The 21,920-nt window shown below is 60.5% G+C and carries 20 protein-coding genes, 1 pseudogene and 1 other annotated feature; of the genes and pseudogenes, 14 read left to right on the top strand and 7 right to left on the bottom strand.

Annotation, left to right across the window (positions count from 1 at the left end; all coding sequences use genetic code 11):
* Window positions 1-3: 3 nt before the first annotated feature.
* From HK436_RS25485 to HK436_RS25475, 3 genes are read right to left on the bottom strand one after another with little or no spacing between them, the layout of a single operon-like run.
* Window positions 4-1,608 (bottom strand): IPT/TIG domain-containing protein, encoded by a 1,605-nt coding sequence (locus tag HK436_RS25485; protein WP_173194456.1) that lies wholly within the window; start codon window positions 1,606-1,608, stop codon window positions 4-6.
* On the bottom strand, window positions 1,520-2,206 hold the full coding sequence (locus tag HK436_RS25480; protein WP_173194455.1) for an IPT/TIG domain-containing protein: 687 nt from the start codon (window positions 2,204-2,206) through the stop codon (window positions 1,520-1,522). The genes HK436_RS25485 and HK436_RS25480 overlap by 89 nt, the downstream gene beginning before the upstream one ends.
* Complete coding sequence (locus HK436_RS25475; RefSeq protein ID WP_173194454.1) at window positions 2,203-3,378, bottom strand: IPT/TIG domain-containing protein; 1,176 nt, start codon at window positions 3,376-3,378, stop codon at window positions 2,203-2,205. Before HK436_RS25475 ends, HK436_RS25480 begins: the two co-directional genes overlap by 4 nt.
* Window positions 3,379-3,767: 389 nt before the next feature.
* On the opposite strand from HK436_RS25475, the gene HK436_RS25470 reads away from it, so the two are divergent.
* The 3 genes from HK436_RS25470 to HK436_RS25460 all read left to right on the top strand — a co-directional run bounded on the left by HK436_RS25470 (window position 3,768) and on the right by HK436_RS25460 (window position 7,405).
* The gene (locus HK436_RS25470; RefSeq protein ID WP_173194453.1) at window positions 3,768-5,165 is read left to right on the top strand and encodes a sensor histidine kinase; all 1,398 of its coding nucleotides are present in this window, start codon (window positions 3,768-3,770) and stop codon (window positions 5,163-5,165) included.
* Complete coding sequence (locus HK436_RS25465) at window positions 5,162-5,881, top strand: response regulator transcription factor (RefSeq protein ID WP_173194452.1); 720 nt, start codon at window positions 5,162-5,164, stop codon at window positions 5,879-5,881. Before HK436_RS25470 ends, HK436_RS25465 begins: the two co-directional genes overlap by 4 nt.
* A 295-nt stretch (window positions 5,882-6,176) precedes the next feature.
* A protein-coding gene (locus HK436_RS25460) for an IS3 family transposase (protein WP_173187516.1) occupies window positions 6,177-7,405 on the top strand; the annotation gives its coding sequence in 2 pieces (ribosomal slippage) (window positions 6,177-6,465 and window positions 6,465-7,405; 1,230 coding nt in all).
* Window positions 6,458-6,574, top strand: a sequence feature (AL1L pseudoknot). Its footprint overlaps the gene before it by 117 nt.
* Before the next feature lie 728 nt (window positions 7,406-8,133).
* On the opposite strand, the gene HK436_RS25455 is transcribed toward HK436_RS25460, so the two are convergent.
* Window positions 8,134-9,585, bottom strand: coding sequence for a M20/M25/M40 family metallo-hydrolase (locus HK436_RS25455; protein WP_173194451.1), 1,452 nt, complete (start codon window positions 9,583-9,585; stop codon window positions 8,134-8,136).
* A 195-nt stretch (window positions 9,586-9,780) separates the two neighbouring features.
* Here HK436_RS25455 and HK436_RS25450 point away from each other — a divergent pair, with 195 nt between their 5' ends.
* The 5 genes from HK436_RS25450 to HK436_RS25430 all read left to right on the top strand — a co-directional run bounded on the left by HK436_RS25450 (window position 9,781) and on the right by HK436_RS25430 (window position 13,635).
* Window positions 9,781-10,065, top strand: a complete 285-nt coding sequence (locus tag HK436_RS25450) for a hypothetical protein (RefSeq protein WP_173194450.1) — start codon at window positions 9,781-9,783, stop codon at window positions 10,063-10,065.
* 539 nt (window positions 10,066-10,604) lie between these two features.
* Window positions 10,605-11,009: an IS66-like element accessory protein TnpA gene (gene tnpA / locus HK436_RS33820; protein ID WP_173194449.1), complete on the top strand. Its 405-nt coding sequence runs from the start codon at window positions 10,605-10,607 to the stop codon at window positions 11,007-11,009.
* Window positions 11,006-11,353, top strand: a complete 348-nt coding sequence (tnpB, locus tag HK436_RS25440) for an IS66 family insertion sequence element accessory protein TnpB (RefSeq protein WP_173194448.1) — start codon at window positions 11,006-11,008, stop codon at window positions 11,351-11,353. The genes tnpA and tnpB overlap by 4 nt, the downstream gene beginning before the upstream one ends.
* Before the next feature lie 93 nt (window positions 11,354-11,446).
* The gene (tnpC, locus tag HK436_RS25435; protein WP_173194571.1) at window positions 11,447-13,021 is read left to right on the top strand and encodes an IS66 family transposase; all 1,575 of its coding nucleotides are present in this window, start codon (window positions 11,447-11,449) and stop codon (window positions 13,019-13,021) included.
* A complete protein-coding gene (locus HK436_RS25430; RefSeq protein ID WP_173194447.1) occupies window positions 13,018-13,635 on the top strand; it encodes a plasmid pRiA4b ORF-3 family protein in 618 nt (205 codons plus the stop codon). Before tnpC ends, HK436_RS25430 begins: the two co-directional genes overlap by 4 nt.
* 58 nt (window positions 13,636-13,693) lie before the next feature.
* Here the strand turns inward: HK436_RS25430 and HK436_RS25425 are convergent, their stop codons facing one another.
* Together HK436_RS25425 and HK436_RS25420 are read right to left on the bottom strand one after the other, a co-directional pair.
* Window positions 13,694-14,083, bottom strand: a complete 390-nt coding sequence (locus HK436_RS25425; protein ID WP_173194446.1) for a hypothetical protein — start codon at window positions 14,081-14,083, stop codon at window positions 13,694-13,696.
* Between the two features lie 157 nt (window positions 14,084-14,240).
* Window positions 14,241-14,675: a hypothetical protein gene (locus HK436_RS25420; RefSeq protein WP_173194445.1), complete on the bottom strand. Its 435-nt coding sequence runs from the start codon at window positions 14,673-14,675 to the stop codon at window positions 14,241-14,243.
* 339 nt (window positions 14,676-15,014) lie between these two features.
* Here HK436_RS25420 and HK436_RS25415 point away from each other — a divergent pair, with 339 nt between their 5' ends.
* A complete protein-coding gene (locus HK436_RS25415) occupies window positions 15,015-15,428 on the top strand; it encodes a hypothetical protein (protein WP_312860740.1) in 414 nt (137 codons plus the stop codon).
* 448 nt (window positions 15,429-15,876) lie between these two features.
* On the opposite strand, the pseudogene HK436_RS25410 reads toward HK436_RS25415, so the two are convergent.
* Window positions 15,877-16,633, bottom strand: a pseudogene (locus HK436_RS25410) (IS5 family transposase).
* 220 nt (window positions 16,634-16,853) lie between these two features.
* On the opposite strand from HK436_RS25410, the gene relB reads away from it, so the two are divergent.
* From relB to HK436_RS25385, 5 genes are all read left to right on the top strand, one after another.
* On the top strand, window positions 16,854-17,105 hold the full coding sequence (gene relB / locus HK436_RS25405) for a type II toxin-antitoxin system RelB family anti-toxin (RefSeq protein WP_173194444.1): 252 nt from the start codon (window positions 16,854-16,856) through the stop codon (window positions 17,103-17,105).
* Entirely contained in the window at window positions 17,105-18,430 is a 1,326-nt protein-coding gene (locus tag HK436_RS25400) for a type II toxin-antitoxin system HipA family toxin (RefSeq protein ID WP_173194443.1), read from the top strand. The genes relB and HK436_RS25400 overlap by 1 nt, the downstream gene beginning before the upstream one ends.
* Window positions 18,431-18,757: 327 nt before the next feature.
* Window positions 18,758-19,642 (top strand): hypothetical protein, encoded by an 885-nt coding sequence (locus HK436_RS25395; protein WP_173194442.1) that lies wholly within the window; start codon window positions 18,758-18,760, stop codon window positions 19,640-19,642.
* Between the two features lie 156 nt (window positions 19,643-19,798).
* Complete coding sequence (locus tag HK436_RS25390; RefSeq protein ID WP_173194441.1) at window positions 19,799-21,037, top strand: NAD(P)/FAD-dependent oxidoreductase; 1,239 nt, start codon at window positions 19,799-19,801, stop codon at window positions 21,035-21,037.
* Between the two features lie 131 nt (window positions 21,038-21,168).
* Window positions 21,169-21,864: an Ntn hydrolase family protein gene (locus tag HK436_RS25385; protein ID WP_173194440.1), complete on the top strand. Its 696-nt coding sequence runs from the start codon at window positions 21,169-21,171 to the stop codon at window positions 21,862-21,864.
* Window positions 21,865-21,920: the final 56 nt, after the last annotated feature.

Here is a 21,920-nt window from a genome sequence, read left to right as displayed (position 1 = left end):
CGCTCAGGTCGGGTATGCCGTTGAGCGTAAGATTGGCGGCGGTCCCGTCGGTGCTCTCGATAGTCCCCCATTCACGAGGATGGATGGGCCAAGGCCGATACCGGACGGGGCGAGATCGCCAGCCTGCACCACATACCTGAACCTTACGACGACGCCACTATGAACATCGTAGTCCGCATATCGAGTCGTCCCGCCGATATCGATCGGCAATCGGGGATTGCCGGAAGCCACCACAACATCATCAAAATAGACATTGAAGAGTATGGTTTCACCTGCAGTGTAGGTGCCATCCGAGACGGTCACCAAATAAGGATTGGGAGCCGGCGCTCGATAGGTGAAGCCATCGGGTTCCGTGACCGTGCCACCCGGCGTCGCCACCGCAACATCCACCGCGCCAGTCGATCCCGCCGCCGTCACCGCCCTGATCTGCGTGTCGCTGTCGACCGTATGGCTTGTCGCCGCCACGCCGCCGAACGTGACGGCGTTTGCACCGGTCGCACCGGTCAGGTTCGTGCCGGTGATGGTGACCGTCGTGCCGCCGGCCGCCGGGCCGGTGTCCGGCGAAATGCCGGTGATCGTCGGCGCCGGAGGCAAGACAGCCAGCGTGTAGGTTCTCTCCGTCCAGTGAAGGCTATAGTCTCTGGTTGTCGCCCGAACCGTGAAGTTAACGGCGCCAAGTGCCGGTGGAGTCCCAGAAAGATCGCCGGTGTCACCGTCGAGAGTGAGCCAGGCGGGGAGATCAGCGGACGAATAGAAAAAGCCCGTATAGCCGCCGGTTGCCGCTACCGTCTGACTGTAGGTCTCTCCGACAACCCCATCGCCGAGCGTGTCTGGGGAGACCTCTATCTCCTCGACCGCTATGGTGATGTGACAGGTTTCGGTGACGGTACCGGCCCAGGTATCGGAATATGCATGACTAATGCCGCAGCCACTCGGCGGGCTGCTGTAGGTATTCGCACCGCTTGGATGGATATTGATATGAAACGGCGTTCCAACGGGCACGGCGTCGCCATTATCGATGCTCGTGCCGGAGTCAAAAGCAAGGGCTACAAATCCAGCACCCGTGTCCCAGGTAATAATAGCCGATGACGTGTAGGTGAAACCAACGACCTCCGTCGCGCTGCCGCCCGGCGTCGTCACAGCGACCTCGACCGCACCGGCCGGCCCTCCGGGCGTCACCGCCGAGATCTGCGTGTCGCTGTCGATTGAGAAGCTTGCTGCGGGTGTGCCGCCGAACATGACGGCTGTTGCACCCGTCAGATTGGTACCGGTGATCGTCACCGTCGTGCCGCCGGTGTCCGGCCCTGCATAAGGCGAGATGCCGGTAATTGTCGGAGCATCCGGAGCGATCGTTACAGAAACATCAACTGGCGGCGAACTGAACGGCCCAGTGCCCGTGCTACTGTCAATCGCAACCACACCAAACGTAAACGTTCCAGCAGTCGTGGGCGAGCCGCTCAAGCTGCCGTCCGCCGCCAGCGTCAACCCGGGCACCATCGTTCCTGAAACCTGGGCATAATCATACGGAGTAGCACCACCGCTCGCGCCGCTCGCGATGGATTGGCTGTAAAGGACGCCCACGGTGCCGGCGGGCGGGTTGGTTGGCATGTAGATGATCGTCGGGGGAAACCGTAACTGTTACCGTCGCCGGCGAGGAGGTGCCGCCGGCATTGGTGGCCGTATAGGTGAAGGTGTCCGGGCCGGCATAGCCGGAGGTCGGAGAATAGGTGATCGACATACCGGAAACGTTGGCAGCGCCGTGTGCGGGAGCCGTGGCAACGTCGACCGAGCTGGCTGGCATGCCGGTTATGCTCAATGTGATCGGGTTGTTGCTGCTGCCATAGGCGACCGTAGCGGAGACTGGATTCGCGGTTGGTGGGCTGTTTTCGACAGTAAATGCTGCCGGCGCGGTGGCTGTCCCTGCGGCAGCAAAAACTTCAACGTCCACAACCCCACCCGGGTGCGCAGGCACCTCGGCGAGGACCGTACTGTCATTGACCGCCGTCACATCAGCAGAGACCACACCGCCGAAATGAACACCCGAGGCGCCCGTCAAGCCAGCGCCTGTGATGGTCACCATCGTGCCGGGCGCGCCAGTGCTTGGCGAAACGTCAGTGATTGTCGGCCCGCTCGCATCATCGTTCAGGATCGTGCCTACAGCTTGTGCGTCGACCACCGTCGCGCCCGAAACGTTTGTGACGTTCACGAAGAAGGTCTCGTCCGCTTCATCGAGCGTGTCGCCGTAGATCTGTATGCTGTACGATACAACGGCATTGAGCGAACCAAAGCTGACGCCAGTATCACTGCTAATCTGGTAGTCGTCCCCCCGGTGGCAGTGCCGTCAGCTGTGGCGATATCGAACGTCACCGATCGAAACTGCGGCAAAGGCTGGTCGAGCTGTATGGTGAACATGGCTGTGGTGACGCCGGAATCACCCTCCAACACGGAGACGTCGCCAATTGACAAAAACAACTCCACCGGGGCGTCATAGGTGAACCCATCGGACGCAGTAACGCTGCCGCCGGGTGTGACGACTTCCACATCGACAGGGCCCTGCGCGTGTGGGGGCGTCACGGCCGTGATCTGCGTGTCGCTGTTGGCAGCGAAACTTAAGGCTGGATCGCCTCCGAAGCTGACGCCGGTCGCGCCCGTAAAGCCAGTGCCAGTGATGACTACACTCGTGTTGTTGCCCTCAGCGGCGCCGTTGCTTGGCGAGATGTTGGCGATGGTAGGAGCACCGGCGCTGGGACCGACGACGGTGAGCGTGAAGGTTTGCGATCCAGAGTGGCCGTACCCGTTTGTTGCGCTGGCCGTGAAGGTGAAGCTTCCTTCTTCGCTGGGCATACCCGACACAGTTCCACCACTAAAGGTCATGCCTGTCGGGACCGCGCCAGACTCCAGCGTTACAGTGAAGGGGCTGTCGCCTCCACTCGCCATCACGTCGAAAAACCCGAACTCCCCTTCCACCAGTTCGGTCGGCCCCACACCCATAACCATGATTGGGGTTTCGTAGCCTGCCACATGACATGTTTCCGTGATGGTCGCCTGCCAGCTATCACCGCTGCCGTGAACGATATTGCAGCCGCTAGGTTCAGACCCATACGTCCATCCGGTCGGAAAATTGAAATCGAAGGTGAGTGTCGTTCCGACGTCCACCAGGTCGCCGTTCGACACGAATCCGCTCGGGCCACCGTGCACCATAACGAACCCGGAATCCCACGTGACGGTGGCCGTCTGTGCGCTTGCCGGAGTGGTGACCCCCAGCCCGGCAAACAGGAAGATGAAGAGCAGCATGAGCCGTGACAGGCGCGAGATCGATCCAGTTTCACTGCGTCCAGCAGTGACCGCATTCGCGAACAGAACGCTTGAACTGGCCATCTTCGCCCCCGACCTAAAGAACCGTCCCGCAGACGGTTGATGTGGCTCGTGCGGCGTGTGCGCGTTGCAGGAACCACGACCCAATGCCCCCTCAAGGCAAAGCGCCGGCAATTCCTCTCAAAGTCGACATCTCCCAGGCAACGTTGGCCCTAGGAAGGTTGTCAGTGCCGCATGAAATCCACCTAAGGTAGCTTTTGAACACCCACTGAATCCACCGACCAATTCTAGTGAATTCTAACCAATTCTTGCACTTGCGGCCGTGACTTGCCTCTCCACGCAACTCCTGCAAAGCTCGGAACTGATGCAGCGGAGGGCCGCAAGGGCGGTACGAATGCGCGGGGATGCTTGATCTCAAAACGGTCCTTGTGGTCACCTTCGCGATCGCTTGCTTGCAGGCGGTCGCCTGGACGTTTGTCTGGCTAGCCTGGCGCCATCTCTACGAACTCAGATTTCTTGCAGCAGGCCTCGCCGCGATCGCGCTTGGCTTGTTTCTCATGATCGTACGCGGCATGGAGCCGGCCGGATGGAGCATCGTGCTCGTCAATCTCGTGATCAAGATCGGCCTTGTCCTTCTCGCCGAAGGGCTTGCCCGTTTCCTGGGACAACCGCGCTACACGTGGGCTGGTGTGTCGCTGCTGGTTTTTCAGCTCGCGACTTGGACGATCGCGGTGAGGGTCGATCCTGGCAACGTAGCCATCCGAATCCACCTTTCGACCGTCTTCACGGTGATCATGATGTCGATCATGTGCCTTGCGCTTTTACGCGACAGGACGCAGCCGCAGCTGCTGCGCTGGATCACGATCGGCATCCTGCTCGAATACATGATCGCCAGTCTCATGCAGAGCGTGATCGAGCAAGGACGAGCCGTATCCGGCTCGGCCTTCGTGCTGGCCGATCATAACGCCTGGTATCTGATGCAAGGCGCACTGTTCCAGATCGCCTTCTTTGCTTGCGTCCTCTTCATGGTCAGCACCCGCCTGTCGACGGATTTGCGCGAGAAGAACGAAGCCCTCTCACGTGAAATCGACGAGCGTCGAAGGTTGGAAACAAAATTGAGTGCGAGCCTGGAGGCTGAACGGGCGCTGCGCGAGGAGCAGGCCGATTTCATGCGTGTCGTCAGCCACGAGTTCCGCACACCGCTTGCCATCATCCGCAACGCAACCGAGATGATCGGGCTCGTCGGCGACAAATCCCCTGATGCGACGCGCGAACGTATCGCCGGTATCCGCGACGCGCTGAACCGGCTGTTTTCCCTCATCAACCGCTTCATGTCGGACGACCGGGATAGCCGGTTTCAACCCGAGCATATAACGCTCGCCTCGGTGTTGCTCGACCTGAGGCTGCATTTGAGAATGACAGAGCAGGAACACCGCCTGAAGCTCACCGTGGATGACGAGCGGACCTTACTGGTGGCGGATCCTGAGATGCTGACGACCATCATCATCAATCTCATCGATAACGCCCTCAAATACTCGCCTTCAGATGAGCCGGTCGAGGTCGACGTACGACGGCGGGACCGTGATTTGATCATTCAGGTGCGCGATCGGGGCATCGGCATACCCAAGGACGAGCAGCACAAGATCGGGCGACGTTTTTTCCGCGCCTCCAACGCTGCGGCGCGCGGCGGAACAGGGCTTGGGCTATACACCTCGCGCAAGCTGCTTGCCTATCATGGTGGCACGCTGCAGCTGGTTGCCAACGTCGATCAAGGGATGACGGCAACAGCAGCGTTGCCGCTGCCCGCTGTAGACGCGACCCAACCTCGCCCGGACAAGATAACGGCATGACCCACATTCTTATCGTCGAAGACGAGCCCCGGCTGCGCACGGATCTGGTGGATTTTCTGCACCTGAGCGGTCTTGAGGCTTCTGGCGTAGCAACAGCCCGTGATTTACGGGAAGAGTTGTGCGGGGGCTGCAGGCCGGCAGTCGTGGTCCTTGATGTCGGACTACCGGACGGCAACGGGTTCGACCTCGCCGCCGAGATCCGTCGCGACCACCCATGCGGCATTATCATGCTGACGGCGCTCGGCGACAGCGACGACCGGATCCGTGGCTTCGACAGCGGCGCCGATATCTATCTCGTCAAGGACAGCACTTTGCGCGAGATCGAGGCGGCGATCCGCAGCCTGCTGCGCCGCACAGCCGATCTACCCAATTGGACTGGCAATGACGAACAATGGGTCCTCGACAGCACCGGCTGGATTCTGACCGCGCCCAGTCAGCGGGCACTCACGCTAACCGCGGCAGAGTTCGCCTTCGTGAATTTTCTGTGCAGCCGGACTGGCCAGGTTTGCCATCGCGAAGAACTGGTCGAGATCATGGCGCGTCCTCGATCGACATTTGACAACCGGCACCTTGACGCAGTCGTCAACCGACTGCGCCGCAAGATCGAGTCCCGCACCAATCTCCCGGCGCCAATCAAGGTTGTCTATGGCGTGGGCTACATGTTCACCGCTTCAATCGTCGCTCGTAGCGGCAGCTCATCGCGCAGTGAAGGTTAGCCAACTCATGCTTCGCGCGCAGCACCAAGCTTGGTACCTTGGTGCTGCCGACCAGACGAGGGACCGAACGCGGATTGGCAATCAGCCGAGTGATCGCACAGATGATAGCGCACACCGCAGCCGGGTGGTGGAAGAGATTTCATCCGAGCCAGAAGAAACTGCCAGGCCAGTGTCAGGCAATGAGTTGATTCGCCTCAGGCAAAATAATCCAGTACATTTAACTACATGAAGATGGATGGGATTGAACCGCTCCGGGTTTGCCGGAGGCTCCAACTCCTGAGAAGGTGGAGCCATCATGAGCAAGACGACGAACAAGTTTTCCCCGGAAGTGCGCCAGCGAGCCGTGCGGCTGGTGCTGGATCACGAACATGAACATCCCTCCCGGTGGGCTGCGGTCATGTCGATCGCGTCCAAGATCGGCTGCACGGGCCAGACGCTGAACGAGTGGGTGAAGAAGTCCGAGGTAGACGCCGGCAAGCGCGCCGGTGTGCCGACGGACATGGCGGCAAAGCTGAAGGCGCTAGAGAGGGAGAACCGGGAGCTTCGGCAGGCCAACGAGATCCTGCGCAAGGCTTCCGCTTATTTTGCCCAGGCGGAGCTCGACCGCCCGTTCAAACGATGATCGGGTTCATAGACGATCACCGCGGGGTCCATGGGGTCGAGCCGATCTGCAAGGTTCTGCCGATCGCCCCGTCGACCTACCACGACCACGTCGCCAAGCGCGTCGATCCGGAGAAGCTGTCGGCGCGGGCGAAGCGGGACGGTGTCCTGAGGCCTGAGATCGAGCGCGTCTTCGCCGAGAACTTCGAGGTCTATGGCGCGCGCAAGGTCTGGCGGCAGATGCTGCGTGAAGGCTTCGCCGTCGCGCGCTGCACGGTCGAGCGGCTGATGGCCGACCTCGGCCTTCAGGGCGTCATCCGCGGCAAGCCGATCCGCACCACGGTGCAGGACAAGGCCGCCCCGTGCCCGCTCGACCATGTGAACCGGGTCTTCCATGCCCCCGCGCCGAACAGGCTGTGGCTGTCGGACTTCACCTACGTCAGCACCTGGTCCGGCTTCGTTTACGTGGCCTTCGTCATCGATGCCTATGCCCGCCGCATCGTCGGCTGGCGGGTGAGCAGGACCGCCCATGCGGGCTTTGTCCTCGATGCTCTCGAACAGGCCCTGCACGAACGGCGGCCCATCCACCGCGGCGGCCTGGTGCACCATTCCGACAGGGGGTCTCAATATGTCAGCATCCGCTACACCGAGCGACTGGCCGAAGCCGGCATCGAACCCTCCGTCGGCAGTGTGGGCGATTCCTACGACAATGCTCTCGCCGAGACGATCAACGGCCTCTACAAGGCCGAGGTCATTCATCGGCGCGGGCCATGGCGTAGCTTCGAGGCCGTAGAGTTCGCCACGCTGACCTGGGTCGACTGGTTCAACAATCGCCGGCTGCTGGAGCCCATCGGCAACATCCCGCCGGCGGAAGCCGAGGAACGCTACTACGCCATGCTGGAAGAACCAGCCATGGCCGCGTGACTCAAAAGAAACGGCCTCCGGCAAACCCGGGGCGGTTCAGTTAACGGCCTAGGCCGGGAGCAGCAAAACGCAAAAGTAAAATCGACCAGTTTGGCATAGTGGAATGCCCGTCAAACCGCCAAAGGTTTAGAGCCGTAATGTGGGCGGAGTGAACCATGATCGTGGCAAAAGCGATCAACCTCCTGACGTCAGACAGGCGCCGATTGCTGTGTGCGTCCGATTCATCCTTGAAGCGCCAGATCACAGTTCTCACGCGCATGCGGCACAGACCGCTGAAGCTTGCCGACAACCGCAGGCTTTGTGTGCGGTCGACGCGGCCACTATGGCACCGCCCGATCCTTAGTCCCGGCTTTCACCGATTGGCTGCGTGGATATTGTGATGGACGAGCGGTCCAAAATATCGGAATGCTGCGCTCGCGCGCACCCTGCTTATTTATCCACCTAAGCAGGTTCGGGGAACGCTTTCGACCTCCTCCCAAAGCGGAGGATCTGATCCACGCAGGATCTGCCGGCAGCAGGCCTAGCCGTTGAGAACGTCACTCACGACATCTGCGAGAAGTCTCGGGAGAATGTCAAATGCATAGCCGGTGTGCAGCCGCTCGAGCGGCGTGTGATAGTCGCGACCCCACGGTCCAATGTTAATGGTGGGAACGTTGGCGATGCCATCGCTACCGGGCCAGCGTACGACCTGTTCCCACAATGGTGTGTTACGGCCGACGACGTTCAGGTTAGATCTCGTCTGCTTCTCCAAAGAAACTCATGTCAGAGATCCCAGCAAAGTAGTCGACGCATCTGACGACGCAACCATAGCGCGCTTCGCTGTGCCTCGCGGCGCGAACGGCGACGGTCCGCAAATGCCTCGCATTGTCGCGGCTCGAAAGTTGTGTCGAAAGATACGGAACCGAACCGAAGCCTGTTACGACGGCTGGACCCGCCAGGCCGCTCAGACGCCAGGCATGCTCCGTCATCAGCCGGCAGCTTTCTGGCAACGACAGGTGCTGCGTCGCCAGGGTGCGCGCCTTCTCCGTCATCAGCGTGTCGTTTCCTGGCTGACGTTTTCGCGCCGCGGCCGCCACATCCTCGTAGTTGTAGATTGGGATCGAACCCGGCAGGAGGGGTGCGTCCTTGGTGCCTGCGATCCCAACGGCCCGTGCCCGTAGCTCTCCCAAAGCCTGGGCCAGGGCTTCTGCGCAAAGCGCATCGAACCGGGTCAGAACCTCGATGGGTGTCCTCCGGTAAGTGAGGACATTAAAGTATGCGAAAGCCGTTGCCGGCGTTGTGACGTCATAGGATGTTTTCCCGTCCCGCAAGCTGAGTAGGCTCGGCGGTGCCCCGGCACCCGTCGAAAGCGTCTCCGTCAGTTCCTCCGCCCACTCCACTCGCGCTGCGATGGCCGCTGCGAGTGCGCCCGCATTAATGCCGTTGAAGGGAAAACCGCTATGGGCAGGCGTTCCAATGACGAGAGCGGTTGGCAACAACTTGCCTACGGTGCCCAGCGCGATCACGCGACCGTCATGCCCCTCCTGATCGTCGGCAATGGCGTCCAGATTAATGACGGCTGCGATGTCGAGATCGTGTCGGAGTGCGATCTCTGGCAGGAGCTGCGCGGCGCGTCGAGCGCCTGCTGAGCCGTTTTCCTCATCTGGAACCGCGATGAAAAGCACGTTGCCTGAACCCGAAGCTTCAGTAGCCAGGGCTGCTATGGCCGATAGACCGGCTGCCAAGCCGGCCTTCATGTCAAGAAGACCTCTGCCCGGTAGGAATGCATTCGCGGCTAGATCGGATTCCGCCCTCTGCGCGGCAGCCGTTGTCGGATTGGCAAGCCTCTGGCGCATGGCGACTGCAAGCTCTTGCGGCTCAGTTGCAAGATCGCTGAGGTCACCGTAGTCGTCTATCGAAACTGTATCGTAGTGACCGGTCAGAATTACTGTTCGCCGGCCCCCACGGCGCAACAACATCGCGACGCACTGACGCGCATCCCCGTCGGCCACGGGGAAGGTCCACACGTCTCGCCGAATGCCGAAACAGTCACTTTCCATGAGCCGGTGCGCCAGCCATTCCGCGAAATCCACCTCACCGGAAGTGCCCGTCACGCTGCGCCGGCGTGTCAGTTCCATGGCCCAGTGTTGGGCAATGTCGAAGTGCCGCTCGTCGGGACCGCTGTTCGACGTTTGATCCATCTGTGCACGCTCGCTCTTTGGCTGCCTCAAGGTTCGGTATGATGCCAGAAAGCACCAATTCAGCCCGACCGCCATCGTTCTAGCGACGCTGCGCTCAAGGCGGCTGTCAAACGCAAGCAGAGCGGTGTGGGTGAGCGGCACCCTTGTCCTTTGCTCCGCGCTCCGTCAGATTTGGCCGTTGAATCGAGGGACCTCATGACGAACGAAGCCGTACCCACCATCACCTATTCACCACTGGGCCAACGGATTGAAGGTGACGGCACCTACATCGATGTCGAGATCTACCGGCGCGAGAGTGATGCTGGTTGGATTCTGGAAGTCGTAGACGAAGAGAACGCCTCAACGGTCTATGACGATCCTTTCGAGACTGATGAAGCTGCGTTGGCCGAGGTTCTGGCGTCGATCCAGAAGTACGGATTGAGGGTCTATCTGGAGAATGGATTTCCAGATGAAGACGTGCAGTCAGGCACCCTTCACTAAAGCCATTTCGCTTAAAATCGATTGCGCCACGCCGCTAGGACCGGAGGTCACCTGGATTTGGAGAGCCAGTAGATGCAATCGGTTGCTTTGTATACCGTCGCAGGGTTGATCTTGACTGCTGTCGGCACGTTGGGAGTTGCTCCCGCCCTGATCAGAGGGCGGATTGGCAAGCAAGCCATCTGGTTCGCCATCCCTCTCGTAATCGGACTTGCAATGCTAGTCCTATTCCTCGCTTAAGCCACGCTGCAGTGTCGGATGATGCGCAAGCCGACAAAGTCTGCCAGCTAGCAGGCACAAAGGCCCGTTCGCGCGGGTTCGGCGAGCGAAGCGAGATTTGAGCGGGCGGCCCCGACATAAGGCCATTGCAGCCGGAGACCCTAACGCGGGGATCCGTACCTGCCGCATTCATAGGCACGTCTGCAGCGGGGGCCTTAAAAACGCTGAAGTACGCGAGCTGTATCGTACCCCTCCGGTGAAGGCCGCCTTGCGGGCTGAGGGCGAACGTCGGAAGTCCTAGGGATAATCCTAGGAGTAGCCCTATGACGATGCCGCGGGTGGAGGTGATCACGTCGGTCGAGAGACGCCGCCGCTGGTCGCGTGAGGAGAAGGAGCGCCTGGTCGCGGCGTCGCTTGAGCCTGGCGTGTCGGTTTCGGAAGTCGCGCGATCGGTGGGCATTCACGTCAGCCAGCTCTTTCGATGGCGCAAGGAGCTGTGCGATCGGGTCGATACCGGTTCATCGCAATTGGTCCCGGTCGAGATCGTTCCTGCCGCTGCCATACCGCCCGCCGTTGAGGCGGCGGGGCCATCGGCGTCTCCCGGCCGCAGTCGCCGCAAGAGCGGCATCATCGAGATCGAGCTTGGCGGCGGGCGCCGTGTCCGTGTCGATCGCGACGTGGATGCCGAGGCGCTGCGGCGCGTGCTGGACGCGCTCGGGTCCCGATGATTCCGGTTCCCAGCGGCGTGCGGGTGTGGCTGGCGACTGGCCACACCGACATGAGGAAGGGCTTTCCGGGCCTGGCGCTGGTGGTGCAGGAGACGCTGAAGCGTGATCCGCACAATGGTCACCTGTTCGTCTTCCGCGGCCGCCGCGGCGATCGGATCAAGGTTCTGTGGCACGACGGCCAGGGCGCCTACCTGTTCTCGAAGAAGCTCGAGCGCGGCCGCTTCATCTGGCCGTCGCCGGCCGACGGCGCGGTCACGATCACGCCGGCCCAACTCGGCTATCTGCTCGAAGGCATCGACTGGCGCATGCCGCAAAAGACCTGGCGGCCGACGGCGACAGGCTGACGATTTTGGCCTTGCACATGGTGGTGGATATGATTCCATCGCCCTGTGTCCACCGCTGAATCGCTCCCTTCCGACCTCGCCGCCGCCCACGCGATGATCCTCGCGGAGCGCGCCGCGCGCGTCGAGGCCGAAGCGCTTGCCGCCCGTGCGGCGGCGGTCAGCTCCGGGACCGAGGCGCTGATTGCAAGACTGAAGCTGGAGATCGAGAAGCTCAGGCGCGAGCTCTACGGCAGCCGCTCGGAGCGCAAGGCCAGGCTGCTCGAGCAGATGGAGTTGCAGCTCGAGGATCTGGAGGCGAACGCAACCGAAGACGAACTGGCGGCGGAGCACGCGTCGCGCGCCACGACGGTGAAGTCGTTCGAGCGTCGTCGTCCATCGCGCAAGCCGTTCCCGGAGCACCTGCCGCGCGAGCGCGTCGTGATCGCCGCTCCCGAGAGCTGCGCTTGCTGCGGCTCGACCAGGCTGTCGAAGCTGGGCGAGGACGTCACCGAGACGCTGGAGGTGATCCCGCGCCAGTGGAAGGTGATCCAGACGGTGCGCGAGAAGTTCTCGTGCCGGCAGTGCGAGGCGATCAGCCAGCCGCCGGCGCCGTTCCACGTGACGCCGCGCGGCTTCGCCGGCCCGAACCTGCTTGCCATGGTGCTGTTCGAGAAGTTCGGCCAGCACCAGCCGCTGAACCGGCAGAGTGAGCGCTATGCCCGCGAGGGCGTCGATCTGAGCCTGTCGACGCTGGCCGATCAGGTCGGCGCGTGCGCGGCGGTGCTGCGTCCGCTTCACGCCCTGATCGAAGACCATGTGCTGAAGGCAGAGCGGCTTCACGGCGACGACACCACGGTGCCGATCCTGGCGAAAGGCAAGACGACCACCGGCCGGGCCTGGGTCTATGTCCGCGACGATCGCCCCTTCGGCGGGGCATCACCACCGGCAGCCCTGTTCTACGCATCGCGCGACCGGTCGGGCGATCATCCCGAGCGGCACCTGAGGCAGTTCACCGGCATTCTGCAGGCCGATGCCTATGCCGGCTACAACGGGCTCTACCTCCCCGACCGGAAGCCCGGACCGGTGACGGAGGCGCTCTGCTGGAGCCATGCACGGCGCAAGTTCTTCGTGCTTGCCGACATCGCCGCCAATGCGCGTCGGGGAAAAACCGCGCCGCCGATCTCACCGATCGCCTTCGAGGCCGTCAAACGCATTGATCTGCTATTCGACATTGAGCGCGACATCAACGGACTGCCCACGGAGGAGCGCCTCGCCATCAGGTCGGAGCGGAGCGCGCCGCTGGTCGCCGAGTTGGAAGAGTGGATACGTGACGAGCGGGCCAAGCTGTCGCGTCACGCGCCCACCGCACAGGCTATAGACTACATGCTCAGGCGCTGGGAGGGGTTCAGCCGTTTCCTCGCAGACGGGCGCATCTGCCTGACCAACAATGCAGCCGAGCGGGCGCTGCGCGGTCTCGCCCTCGGCAGAAAGTCCTGGCTCTTCGCCGGCTCCGAACGAGGTGCCGAGCGTGCGGCCGTCATGCTCATCGGCACGGCAAAGCTCAACGATGTCGACCCGCAGGCTTGGCTCGCCGATGTGCTCGCCCGCATCGCCGATACGCCGCAGGGCCGGCTGAGTGATCTCTTGCCGTGGAACTGGACGGCGCAATCTGCAAGACTGGTGGCATGAGCCACGCCGATCGCATCGCCCGCATCATGATCCAACTCGATGACTGGCAACCCGCCATATGGCGGCGCGCCGAGGTGCCGCTGACGGCAACGCTCAAGGCCTTGCACGACGTCATCCAGGCGGCAATGCTGTTCGACGACTATCACCTGTTCGAGTTCCGCGCCGACGGAAAGCGCTACGCCATTCCCGATCCCGAATGGGACAGCCTGCGCGACAGAACCTACTCGGCGAAGACGACGCGGCTCGGAGCGCTGGTCGATCGCGGCATCACGCAACTGGCCTACACCTACGACTTCGGTGACGACTGGCGGCACACGATCACCATCGAGGCAATCGCCGACGCCGATCCCGCTGTCGAGTATCCCCACTACATCGACGGTGCCGGCCGCGCGCCACCCGAAGATGTCGGCGGCATCCCCGGCTTCGAATTGTTCCTCGACGCGATCACCGATTCCAAACACGAGCAGCATCGCGAACTCAAACGCTGGCACGGCCGCCCGTTCGATCCCGCACATGCTGCTGAAGACGAAATCCAGACCCGGATCAAAAAGCTCGCCAGACGCCGCGCTCTCGGCAAGGCCGGCTTCGAGAAAAGCCGCAGTCAGGCGCGCTGATGATCCGAGGCGGCTGCGGACCTCGCCGGAGGCTTACGCTGTATCGGACGGTTCAATGTCACCGAACGTAGATTGTGATTGTTTCCCTATCGTCCATCGTTGCGGCGACGATATTACGAATCGCCACCGAGCGGCGTAAAAGTTCCAGCTTGAGCTTTTCGTTGGCTACGATGGCAGTTTGTACCATGGCCCAGCCATCATCTGTATCTCTCAGAGCCAATTCGATCGCTTGGTTCTCATATGCTGAGTCAAATTCGCTCAGGTCGATAACATTTATACCGTTGTAGCTTTTGAGCGAACGGATTTCATTTGCGCTGAGATCGGTTGCATCGAGCGCGGCAACGATTTTGTGAATGTTTGCGCTGCGGTCGGACAAGTCGTCGCAAAGCGCCGCGACCGGCCACATTGCTAGGACGCTCCACAAGAGCCAGATAGCAGCAATTTTCATCGCGAGTTCCGACAAGAAACACTACCGGGGCGCAGGTGTCCCATATGGCTGGCGCAAAGCGGAGTTTCCAAAGCGTCCATATGCGGTGTTCCTGATACCAATTGTCCCCGCAGGGCCTGGGCGGCAACCTCGTCACCGCCCGAGAGCAGCCACTTATTTAACTGTCGGTCGCCGGCATCTCGTCGGCAGACGAATCCGGAGTTACCGTTCGCGCTGGAAGCGATTCCATCGCTATGAGTTGGTCGGCACAGATATCAGAGGCGCCGCTAACTTGTTTATCGAGTGCCGTGACAGTGTTCCATCCGCCATCCTCGATGAAGTCATCCTGCTGATAGGCGCTCTCCTTCTTCAGAGCGACGAGGTTATTTGCGGCGTTTGCGTCGGCGATGAAATTCTCGACACAGAGCGATGCGACCAGTTGCTCACGTGCGTCCTGCGAGGCTTGGTCCGCCATCGCTTGAGCAGAGCCGCCTGTGACCCATCCGGCCCAAGTGAAGCCGACAACCATCGTCAAGACACTGGCACCGACTGCTGTCCAGACGAGCCCACCCTTCGTTGGCCGATAATCGTTCCATCTGGTCGTAATGCTCATCTTTCGCTCCCTATTTGTTTCAATCGGATAGACAGCGTGAACCTACAGGTGGTGGATGTCAAATATCGCTAATACTAGGACCGCTAGCTCGGAGCGGTCCGGACCCTAAGCGGCGCTCGGGGACGTTACGGCGGGGTCCGCACGCAAAGCCCCGAATATGCCCCGGTGGGGCCTCGGATACGGCAGCTTCCGCTCGGGGCAATTTCAATCGCACCAGACAGGAAGGTGAGATCCTAAAAACGTGCAAGTCGCCATTGGACGCGGAAGAAATGGAAGCACCGAGCTCAACTGCAATTCGCGCGCAGGTTGTCCGAAAGCGCAACGTGTGGTTACCTTGTTGTGGCGGCGGGCGGCTATCGGAGAGGGACAATGCCGAGATTGACACTCAAACTCCTGCCGATCCTGCTTTTGCCGTTTGCTGCGGCTGGGTGTGTCAGCACCGACGATCAGCGCGCGATGGACGCTGAAAAATGCAACTCCTTCGGGTTCCAACCGGGAACGGACGGCTTTGCCACGTGCATGATGAGGCAAGATGCGCAACGCACAGCGGATGAACAGCGCTCGCTCGACCGAATGGAGGCACAAGAACGACGCGATCGCGACCGGCAGGCATCGCAACGCAGCGACGACATCGATACGCGGCCAAGCTTCGATAGAGACGGCAATCCCAATTTCGATCCCGATGGCAACTACATCGGTTGCCACGGCATCGGCTGTGAAGTCGACAATCCTGACGACGATACGGACGGTTAAGCAGGGTTACAGAAGACCGCCTGGGCCGGTGCCAGCGGGGCGATGAACTGGGACATTTTCAGCCCCTATTCAATTGGAAGATCGCTGGACCCGGAATGGTCGGCGGCGGGGTTAGCTTCACCCTTGCTCGTGTTCCGCTCAAAAATTACCTACGCGCGTCCTCCACGCTCTGCTGACGTTTTCGTCGGGAACGTCACCGCGGGACAGTTCGTCGCGCATTTCTTCGAACTCGTCGGGATAGAAAACTCCACGCATCGAAATTCTAGAGGTTGTCATTACTACCTCCTTTTCACTCTAGGGCGTGAGCATGATGATCGCTGACAGCGCCAGCGCGCCGACAATGGACTGACGATGTGGCATCATCACCAGGAACAATGACACCAAGAAGGCAATTCGGCTACTGGTCGATGACGAAGTGTTTCACCGAATCCTAGACTAGGGTCCAGACTCATAACCAGTAGCTGACGGTTGCCGCGATGCAGATGGCGGCCAGGAAGTTGGTTGCAAGCCTGTCATAGCGGGTAGCGATGCGACGAAAGTCCTTGAGGCGGCAGAACATGCGCTCGATGGCGTTGCGGTCGCGGTAGAGATAGGGGAGAAGCAGTTCTTCCACTTCCGGTTTGCCTTCGGCGGTATGTTGGCAAAGGCGCCGCGCGCCTTGACCTGACGACGGATGGCGTCACTGTCATAGCCTTTGTCAGCGTTCAGAAGAGATGTCGACGGCATCCGCTGGATGAGCACTTCGCCGGCCTTGCAGTCGGCGACATGGCCTCCGGTCAGGAGGAAGGCAACAGGCCTGCAAAGTCCATCGGTCAGGGCATGGATCTTGGTGGTGCGGCCGCCGCGCGATCTGCCGATCGCCTGGTTGAGTTCCCCTTTTTTCCTCCCGCCGCACTGCGATGGGCTCGGACGGCAGAGGAATCGATGAGCAACTGAGCAGGTGGACCACCGGCATTGGCCAGGGCGTGGAATATGGAGCTCCATATCCCTTTGGCTGCCCAGCGCTGGAAGCGGTTGTAGAGTGTCTTCCTCGGACCGTAGACGGAAGGTGCGTCAACCCAACGCCCTCCGCTCTTGATGACATGGATGATGCCGCTGATCACCCGCCGGTCATCCACGCGAGGCTTGCCACGGGTGTCGGTGGGAAGGTGCGGTCTCAGCTTCGCGAACTGCTCGTCGGTCAGCCAGAATTGATCCCGATTCATTGCTGTCCTCCTTTCGGAGGCCGTGAATCATATCAGGCCGCGTGACGGAACCCCTTTATGGGTCCGGACCCTAGTACATTGGAGATCTCCTCAACCGCCGTGACAGCTCTTTATGCGACCGAATGCATAAGATCTATTTTATCGCGGTTAACACATAATCCGTCGTTATGTGCTAAATCCGATATTGACCTTTTATCGGAATTAGAGCATAACTACCGAAATGACAAACTTGGCACGCAATCCGAAGCAGATCGGAAACATCGTACAGCGCGCCCGCAAAAAGCAGGGCCTTAACCAGACTGAGCTCGGCACCAAAGCGGGACTGCGGCAGGAGACCATTTCCCTTATCGAAACCGGCAACCCGGCGGCGAAACTGGAGACAGTTCTTGCCGTCCTCGCCGCCCTCGATCTGGAATTCAGAATCCTACCGCGATCGAAACGCCATCCTTCGGACATTGAGGACATCTTCTGATGGCGCGACGTCGCACGTATGAGCCGCTACGCGTTTATCTCAATAACCGGCTGGTCGGATTTTTCAGCAAGGAAACAAGCGGCGCGCTGGAATTCCAGTATGATCAAAGCTGGCTCGATTGGGAGCATACTCTCCCTATTTCACTATCGCTGCCCCTACGGGAAACGCCTTTCCGAGGCAAACCGGTCATCGCGGTATTCGATAACCTGCTCCCCGACTCCGACGCACTGCGCCGCCGGGTGGCCGAAAAAGTCGGCGCGCGGGGAACTGACGCTTACAGCATGCTCGCGGCAATCGGCCACGACTGTGTAGGAGCCCTGCAATTCATCCCCGCTGACGACGAGGCGATCGATGCGACCGGCACGATCAAGGGCGAAGCTGTTGATGACGCGGCTATCGACAGACTTTTGCGCGGCCTCGCGCAAGCACCGCTTGGCTTGAGCCGTGACGACGACTTCCGGATATCGATTGCAGGTGCCCAGCAGAAAACCGCCCTGCTCTACCTTGATGGCAAATGGATCAAGCCGCACGGTGCGACCCCTACAACGCATATCTTCAAGACACAGATCGGCACCTTGCCCAATGGCATCGATTTGTCGAGCAGTATCGAGAACGAGTTCTATTGCCTGAAGTTTCTCGAAGCGTTCGGCCTTCCGGTCAACAAAGCTGAAATCAGAACATTCGGGAAAACGAAGACGCTCATTATCGAGCGGTTCGATCGCCGCTGGACCTCGGACGGAAGATTGCTCCGCCTGCCGCAAGAGGATTGCTGTCAGGCACTCTCGGTTCCTCCTACGCTGAAATACCAAAGCGACGGCGGCCCCGGCATGGTCGCGATCCTCGATCTCCTCAAAGGCGGCGATAGTCCGGCAGAAGATCAGTCTGCCTTCATCAAGGCGCAAATCCTGTTCTGGCTCCTTGGCGCGACCGATGGCCATGCCAAGAATTTCAGCATCTTCCTAGGGAGCGGCGGCACTTACCAAATGACGCCGCTTTACGACGTCCTGACGGCACAACCGAGCCTCGACTCCCATCAAATCCAGCGCAAGCAGATGAAGCTGGCGATGTCGGTCGGCGATAGTCGACACTATCGCATCGACCAGGTTCACGCACGGCACTTCATTCAAACCGGCGCTGAAGCTGGCCTGCCGAAATTTCTGGTTCCTGATGCAATCGAAGACGTCGTCACACGTGCGAACGATGCGATCGAGTCGATCGAAAAGTCTTTGCCCGAGGGCTTTCCTGCCGTCATTCACGACTCGGTTTCTGCAGCGGTCGCTGGTCGGATACGCAACATGACGATGTCGCAGTCGCAGTCGGCATGAAGTCTAAGCCGAGATACAGGTGAAGCTGCGCGAGTGGACAATCCGGTCGTTCTAGCCGCATGGCGAAGGCGCGATACTGGAAACGTTTAAGGACATCCTCGCACAGGACATTGAAGACGGCGTCGTGGCACAGCCGGACCCAACGGCGTATCTGCCGCCATGGTCGACGAAATAGGTCAACAAGCCGGCGGAACATTGGCGAGAATGCGGCGTTTAGCCTTCCGCAACGCAGGAGGCTCTTATGCACGGAATCATCTATCTCGTCGGGCTCGTGGTCGTGATCATGGCGATCCTGTCTTTCTTCGGTCTGCGCTGAGGGAGGCTGAGATGGCAATTGTTGAAGAAACCATCGTAACACCCCAGGCAGATGAGGGTCGTTCGTATGTCGATTGGTCCGCAATTTTCGCAGGCGCCGCGGTTGCAGCTGCCATTTCGTTGGTCCTGCTGACCTTCGGCGCGGCGCTGGGCCTGTCGCTGACATCTGCCCATGAAGGTCAATCGGCATCCTTGTTCTGGATCGCGGTCGTCGGCGGGCTCTGGCTCTTGTGGGTTCAGGTCTCAGCTTCGATGGCGGGCGGCTATCTTGCCGGGCGTATGCGGCGGCGCGTCGGCGATGCGACCGAGTATGAATCCGACCTGCGCGACGGCTCACACGGTGTCGTCGTATGGGCCGTCGCAACGCTGGTCGCAGCTACCCTCGCCTATTCCGGCGCAATGGGCACGGCGACGGTTGTCGGACAGACCGCAGGTGCAGCCGCGTCGGCCGTAGGCTCGGCCACAGTGGCGGCCACCGATGCTCTCGATCCAAATGCACTGCTGGTCGACAGAACGCTTCGCGGCGCTCCGGGTGCCGACCCGATCGACGAAGGCACGCGAGACGAGGTCGCTCGAATCCTGCTGTCAGCCGTGACAACCGATGGCGGACTGGCTGATGCAGACCGCCAGTATCTCGTGGCCGTGGCAGCCGAGCGGGCCGGGGTTTCTCCTGAAGAGGCAGAGCAACGCATCAATGAAGTGATCGCCCAGGCTCAAGAGTTCGAGCAGGACGCGCGCGAGGTGGCGGATCAGGCTCGCCGTACCGCAATGCTTGCAGCCTTTATCGCAGCTGCGTCGCTGGTCGTCAGTGCCGCTGCGGCCTACTTCGGCGGCACACTCGGCGGGAACCATCGTGACAAACAGACTGTCGTCGCGGGCTGGTACCGTCCCTGGTAGTCCTCGTCGATCCCAAGAACTGCCGCCCCGGTCAACCGGGGCGGCTTCAGCAACGGCGCAGACCTCGAATAAGAATCCACGGTTGGAGGCTCCTGGAGTCAGGATCTGGCTGTATTCGACTGGGGAGCGCGAGCACGACATCGCCGCCGAGGTAATATGCGCAAGCTCGATTTAAGAAGCGGAAAACCAGTCTGGCAAGCCTATCGCTCTCCAGCTATCGCGCACTCAACGCTAACCCGCAGCCTCACAACTGATGTCCTCATTGTTGGCACGGGCATCACCGGCGCGATGACAGCGGAACTGCTTTCCGAAGATGGTCACGAAGTCATTTTGGTGGATCGACGTGGAGCGGCGCTAGGCTCCACCCCGGCGACGACAGCGTTGGTACAGCACGAAATCGACGTTCCATTGTCCAAACTGCAAAAAGCGATCGGAGCCGAAAAAGCGTTTCGTGCGTGGCGCCGCTCGAAGCTCGCAGTGGCAAACCTGCGCGGACAGATTGAAAGCTTGGAGATCGCCTGTCGGATGACGGATCGCCAGACACTCTATCTTGCGGGAAATGTGCTCAGCGGGAACAAGCTGCGCGATGAGGCAGATGTTCGCGCCTCCGCGGGACTGCCCGCACAATATCTTACCGCAAGCGAACTCGCCAAACGGTTCGGCATCGATCGTGACGGCGCCATTCTTTCGACCGGCAATTTCGTCGTCGATCCAGTCAAGCTGACGAAGGGTCTCTTGCTGCAGGCGCAGCGACGCGGAGCCCAACTTTTCGCGCCCGAAGAGGCCTCGGCAATCAAGTTCCACAAATCGTCGATAGAGATCACCATGCGATCGGGCCATCGGATCGAGGCCGGTCATGTGATACTCGCGACAGGGTACGAACTGATGGATGTCGTGCACACAGATCGACATGACATCATTTCGACCTGGGCGATTGCGACCAAGCGGCAGCCGAAGGATAGACTTTGGCCGGGCGAAGCCATGATTTGGGAGGCGTCCGATCCCTATCTTTATGTTCGCACCACCCATGACGGACGCGTTATCTGCGGTGGAGAGGATGAAGATTTCCAGGACGAACAGACTAGAGACAAGCTGTTAGCAAAGAAGACGCAACGGATCGTCGACAAGCTTAGCAAGCTCTTGCCCGGCATCGACCCCATGCCTGAATTCGCTTGGGCTGGCAGCTTCGGCACTACGCCAACCGGCTTGCCACTGATTGGCCCGGTCCACCGGCGGCCACGACTGTTCTCGCTGATGGGGTATGGAGGCAACGGCATTACGTACGCCCGTATAGCCGCGGAAGTGGTCAGGAACAAACTTGCCGGGCGGGAAGACTCCGATGCCGATCTCTATGCGTTATCCAACCGTGTCACGTCTCAAACCTCTTTCCATTGACGGGTCGCGAGGCAAAGAGCCGTCAGGGCCGATTTGTAAACAGGAAGGCCTTGAGCCCAATCCATTGTCTTTATGGTGGAGCATGGGTGGTCGACGTTACATCCAGCCACCAGACTTGAAAGGATCCCAATATGACGGTCGTACTTGCCACCGTTTGCCGAGATGGAGTCGTGCTCGGCTCGGACTCCCAGATCACCGACAAGGGGCGAGGCATGACATATCCCGCCGAGAAGCTTCACCCGCTAGGCAAGTTGGCGGCGTGGGGTGGCAGCGGCGCGCGATCTGTTCTGTACGACGTTGAACGTTGCTTCAACGAGAACAGCGCTGCGATCCTGGAGGCACCCGACATTGGACGGGCATTGCAGGAACAGGTCCTTCCGATCTTGAGCCATCACTACAACACCTTCATTCCCGACGTGCCGGGCGAAGAAGGCGGCGGGACGCCGTCGGCTTACGTCATGGCCGCCGGATGGCGTGACGGTGAACCGTGGATTGTCGAGATAACGCCGTCTGGCATGATCGGCCACTACGCTGATATTGGATTCCATGCAATTGGCAGTGGCGCGGCTATGGCTCAGCAGGCCGGTTCGCTGCTGTCCCACTTCCATCTGACCGAGCGGTCCCTGCGTTTTGGTTGCGCGGCGGTGCTGCGTGTCCTGCAGGCGCTCGACTTGACCTCTTCGAGTGTCGGTGAACCCTTCAGCCTGTGTCGCATCGACAAAGACGGCGCCCACCATCTCAGCGACAAAGAAATCGAAGCCGTAAACAAAGACGTGCGCCGCTGGGAGAAAGCCGAAAAGGCTGCCATCGCTGACATCTTCGATTGATCACCCCTTGCTCAGTTGCCGGCATCGCAGCGTTTACCCCATCCAGGGGCGAGGTT

Source organism: Neoaquamicrobium sediminum, assembly GCF_013240295.1.
In the GTDB taxonomy this organism is placed as follows: Bacteria; Pseudomonadota; Alphaproteobacteria; order Rhizobiales; family Rhizobiaceae; genus Aerobium; species Aerobium sediminum.
Note: the sequence above shows the minus strand (reverse complement) of the source record. Positions and strands in the feature narration are given on the sequence as shown.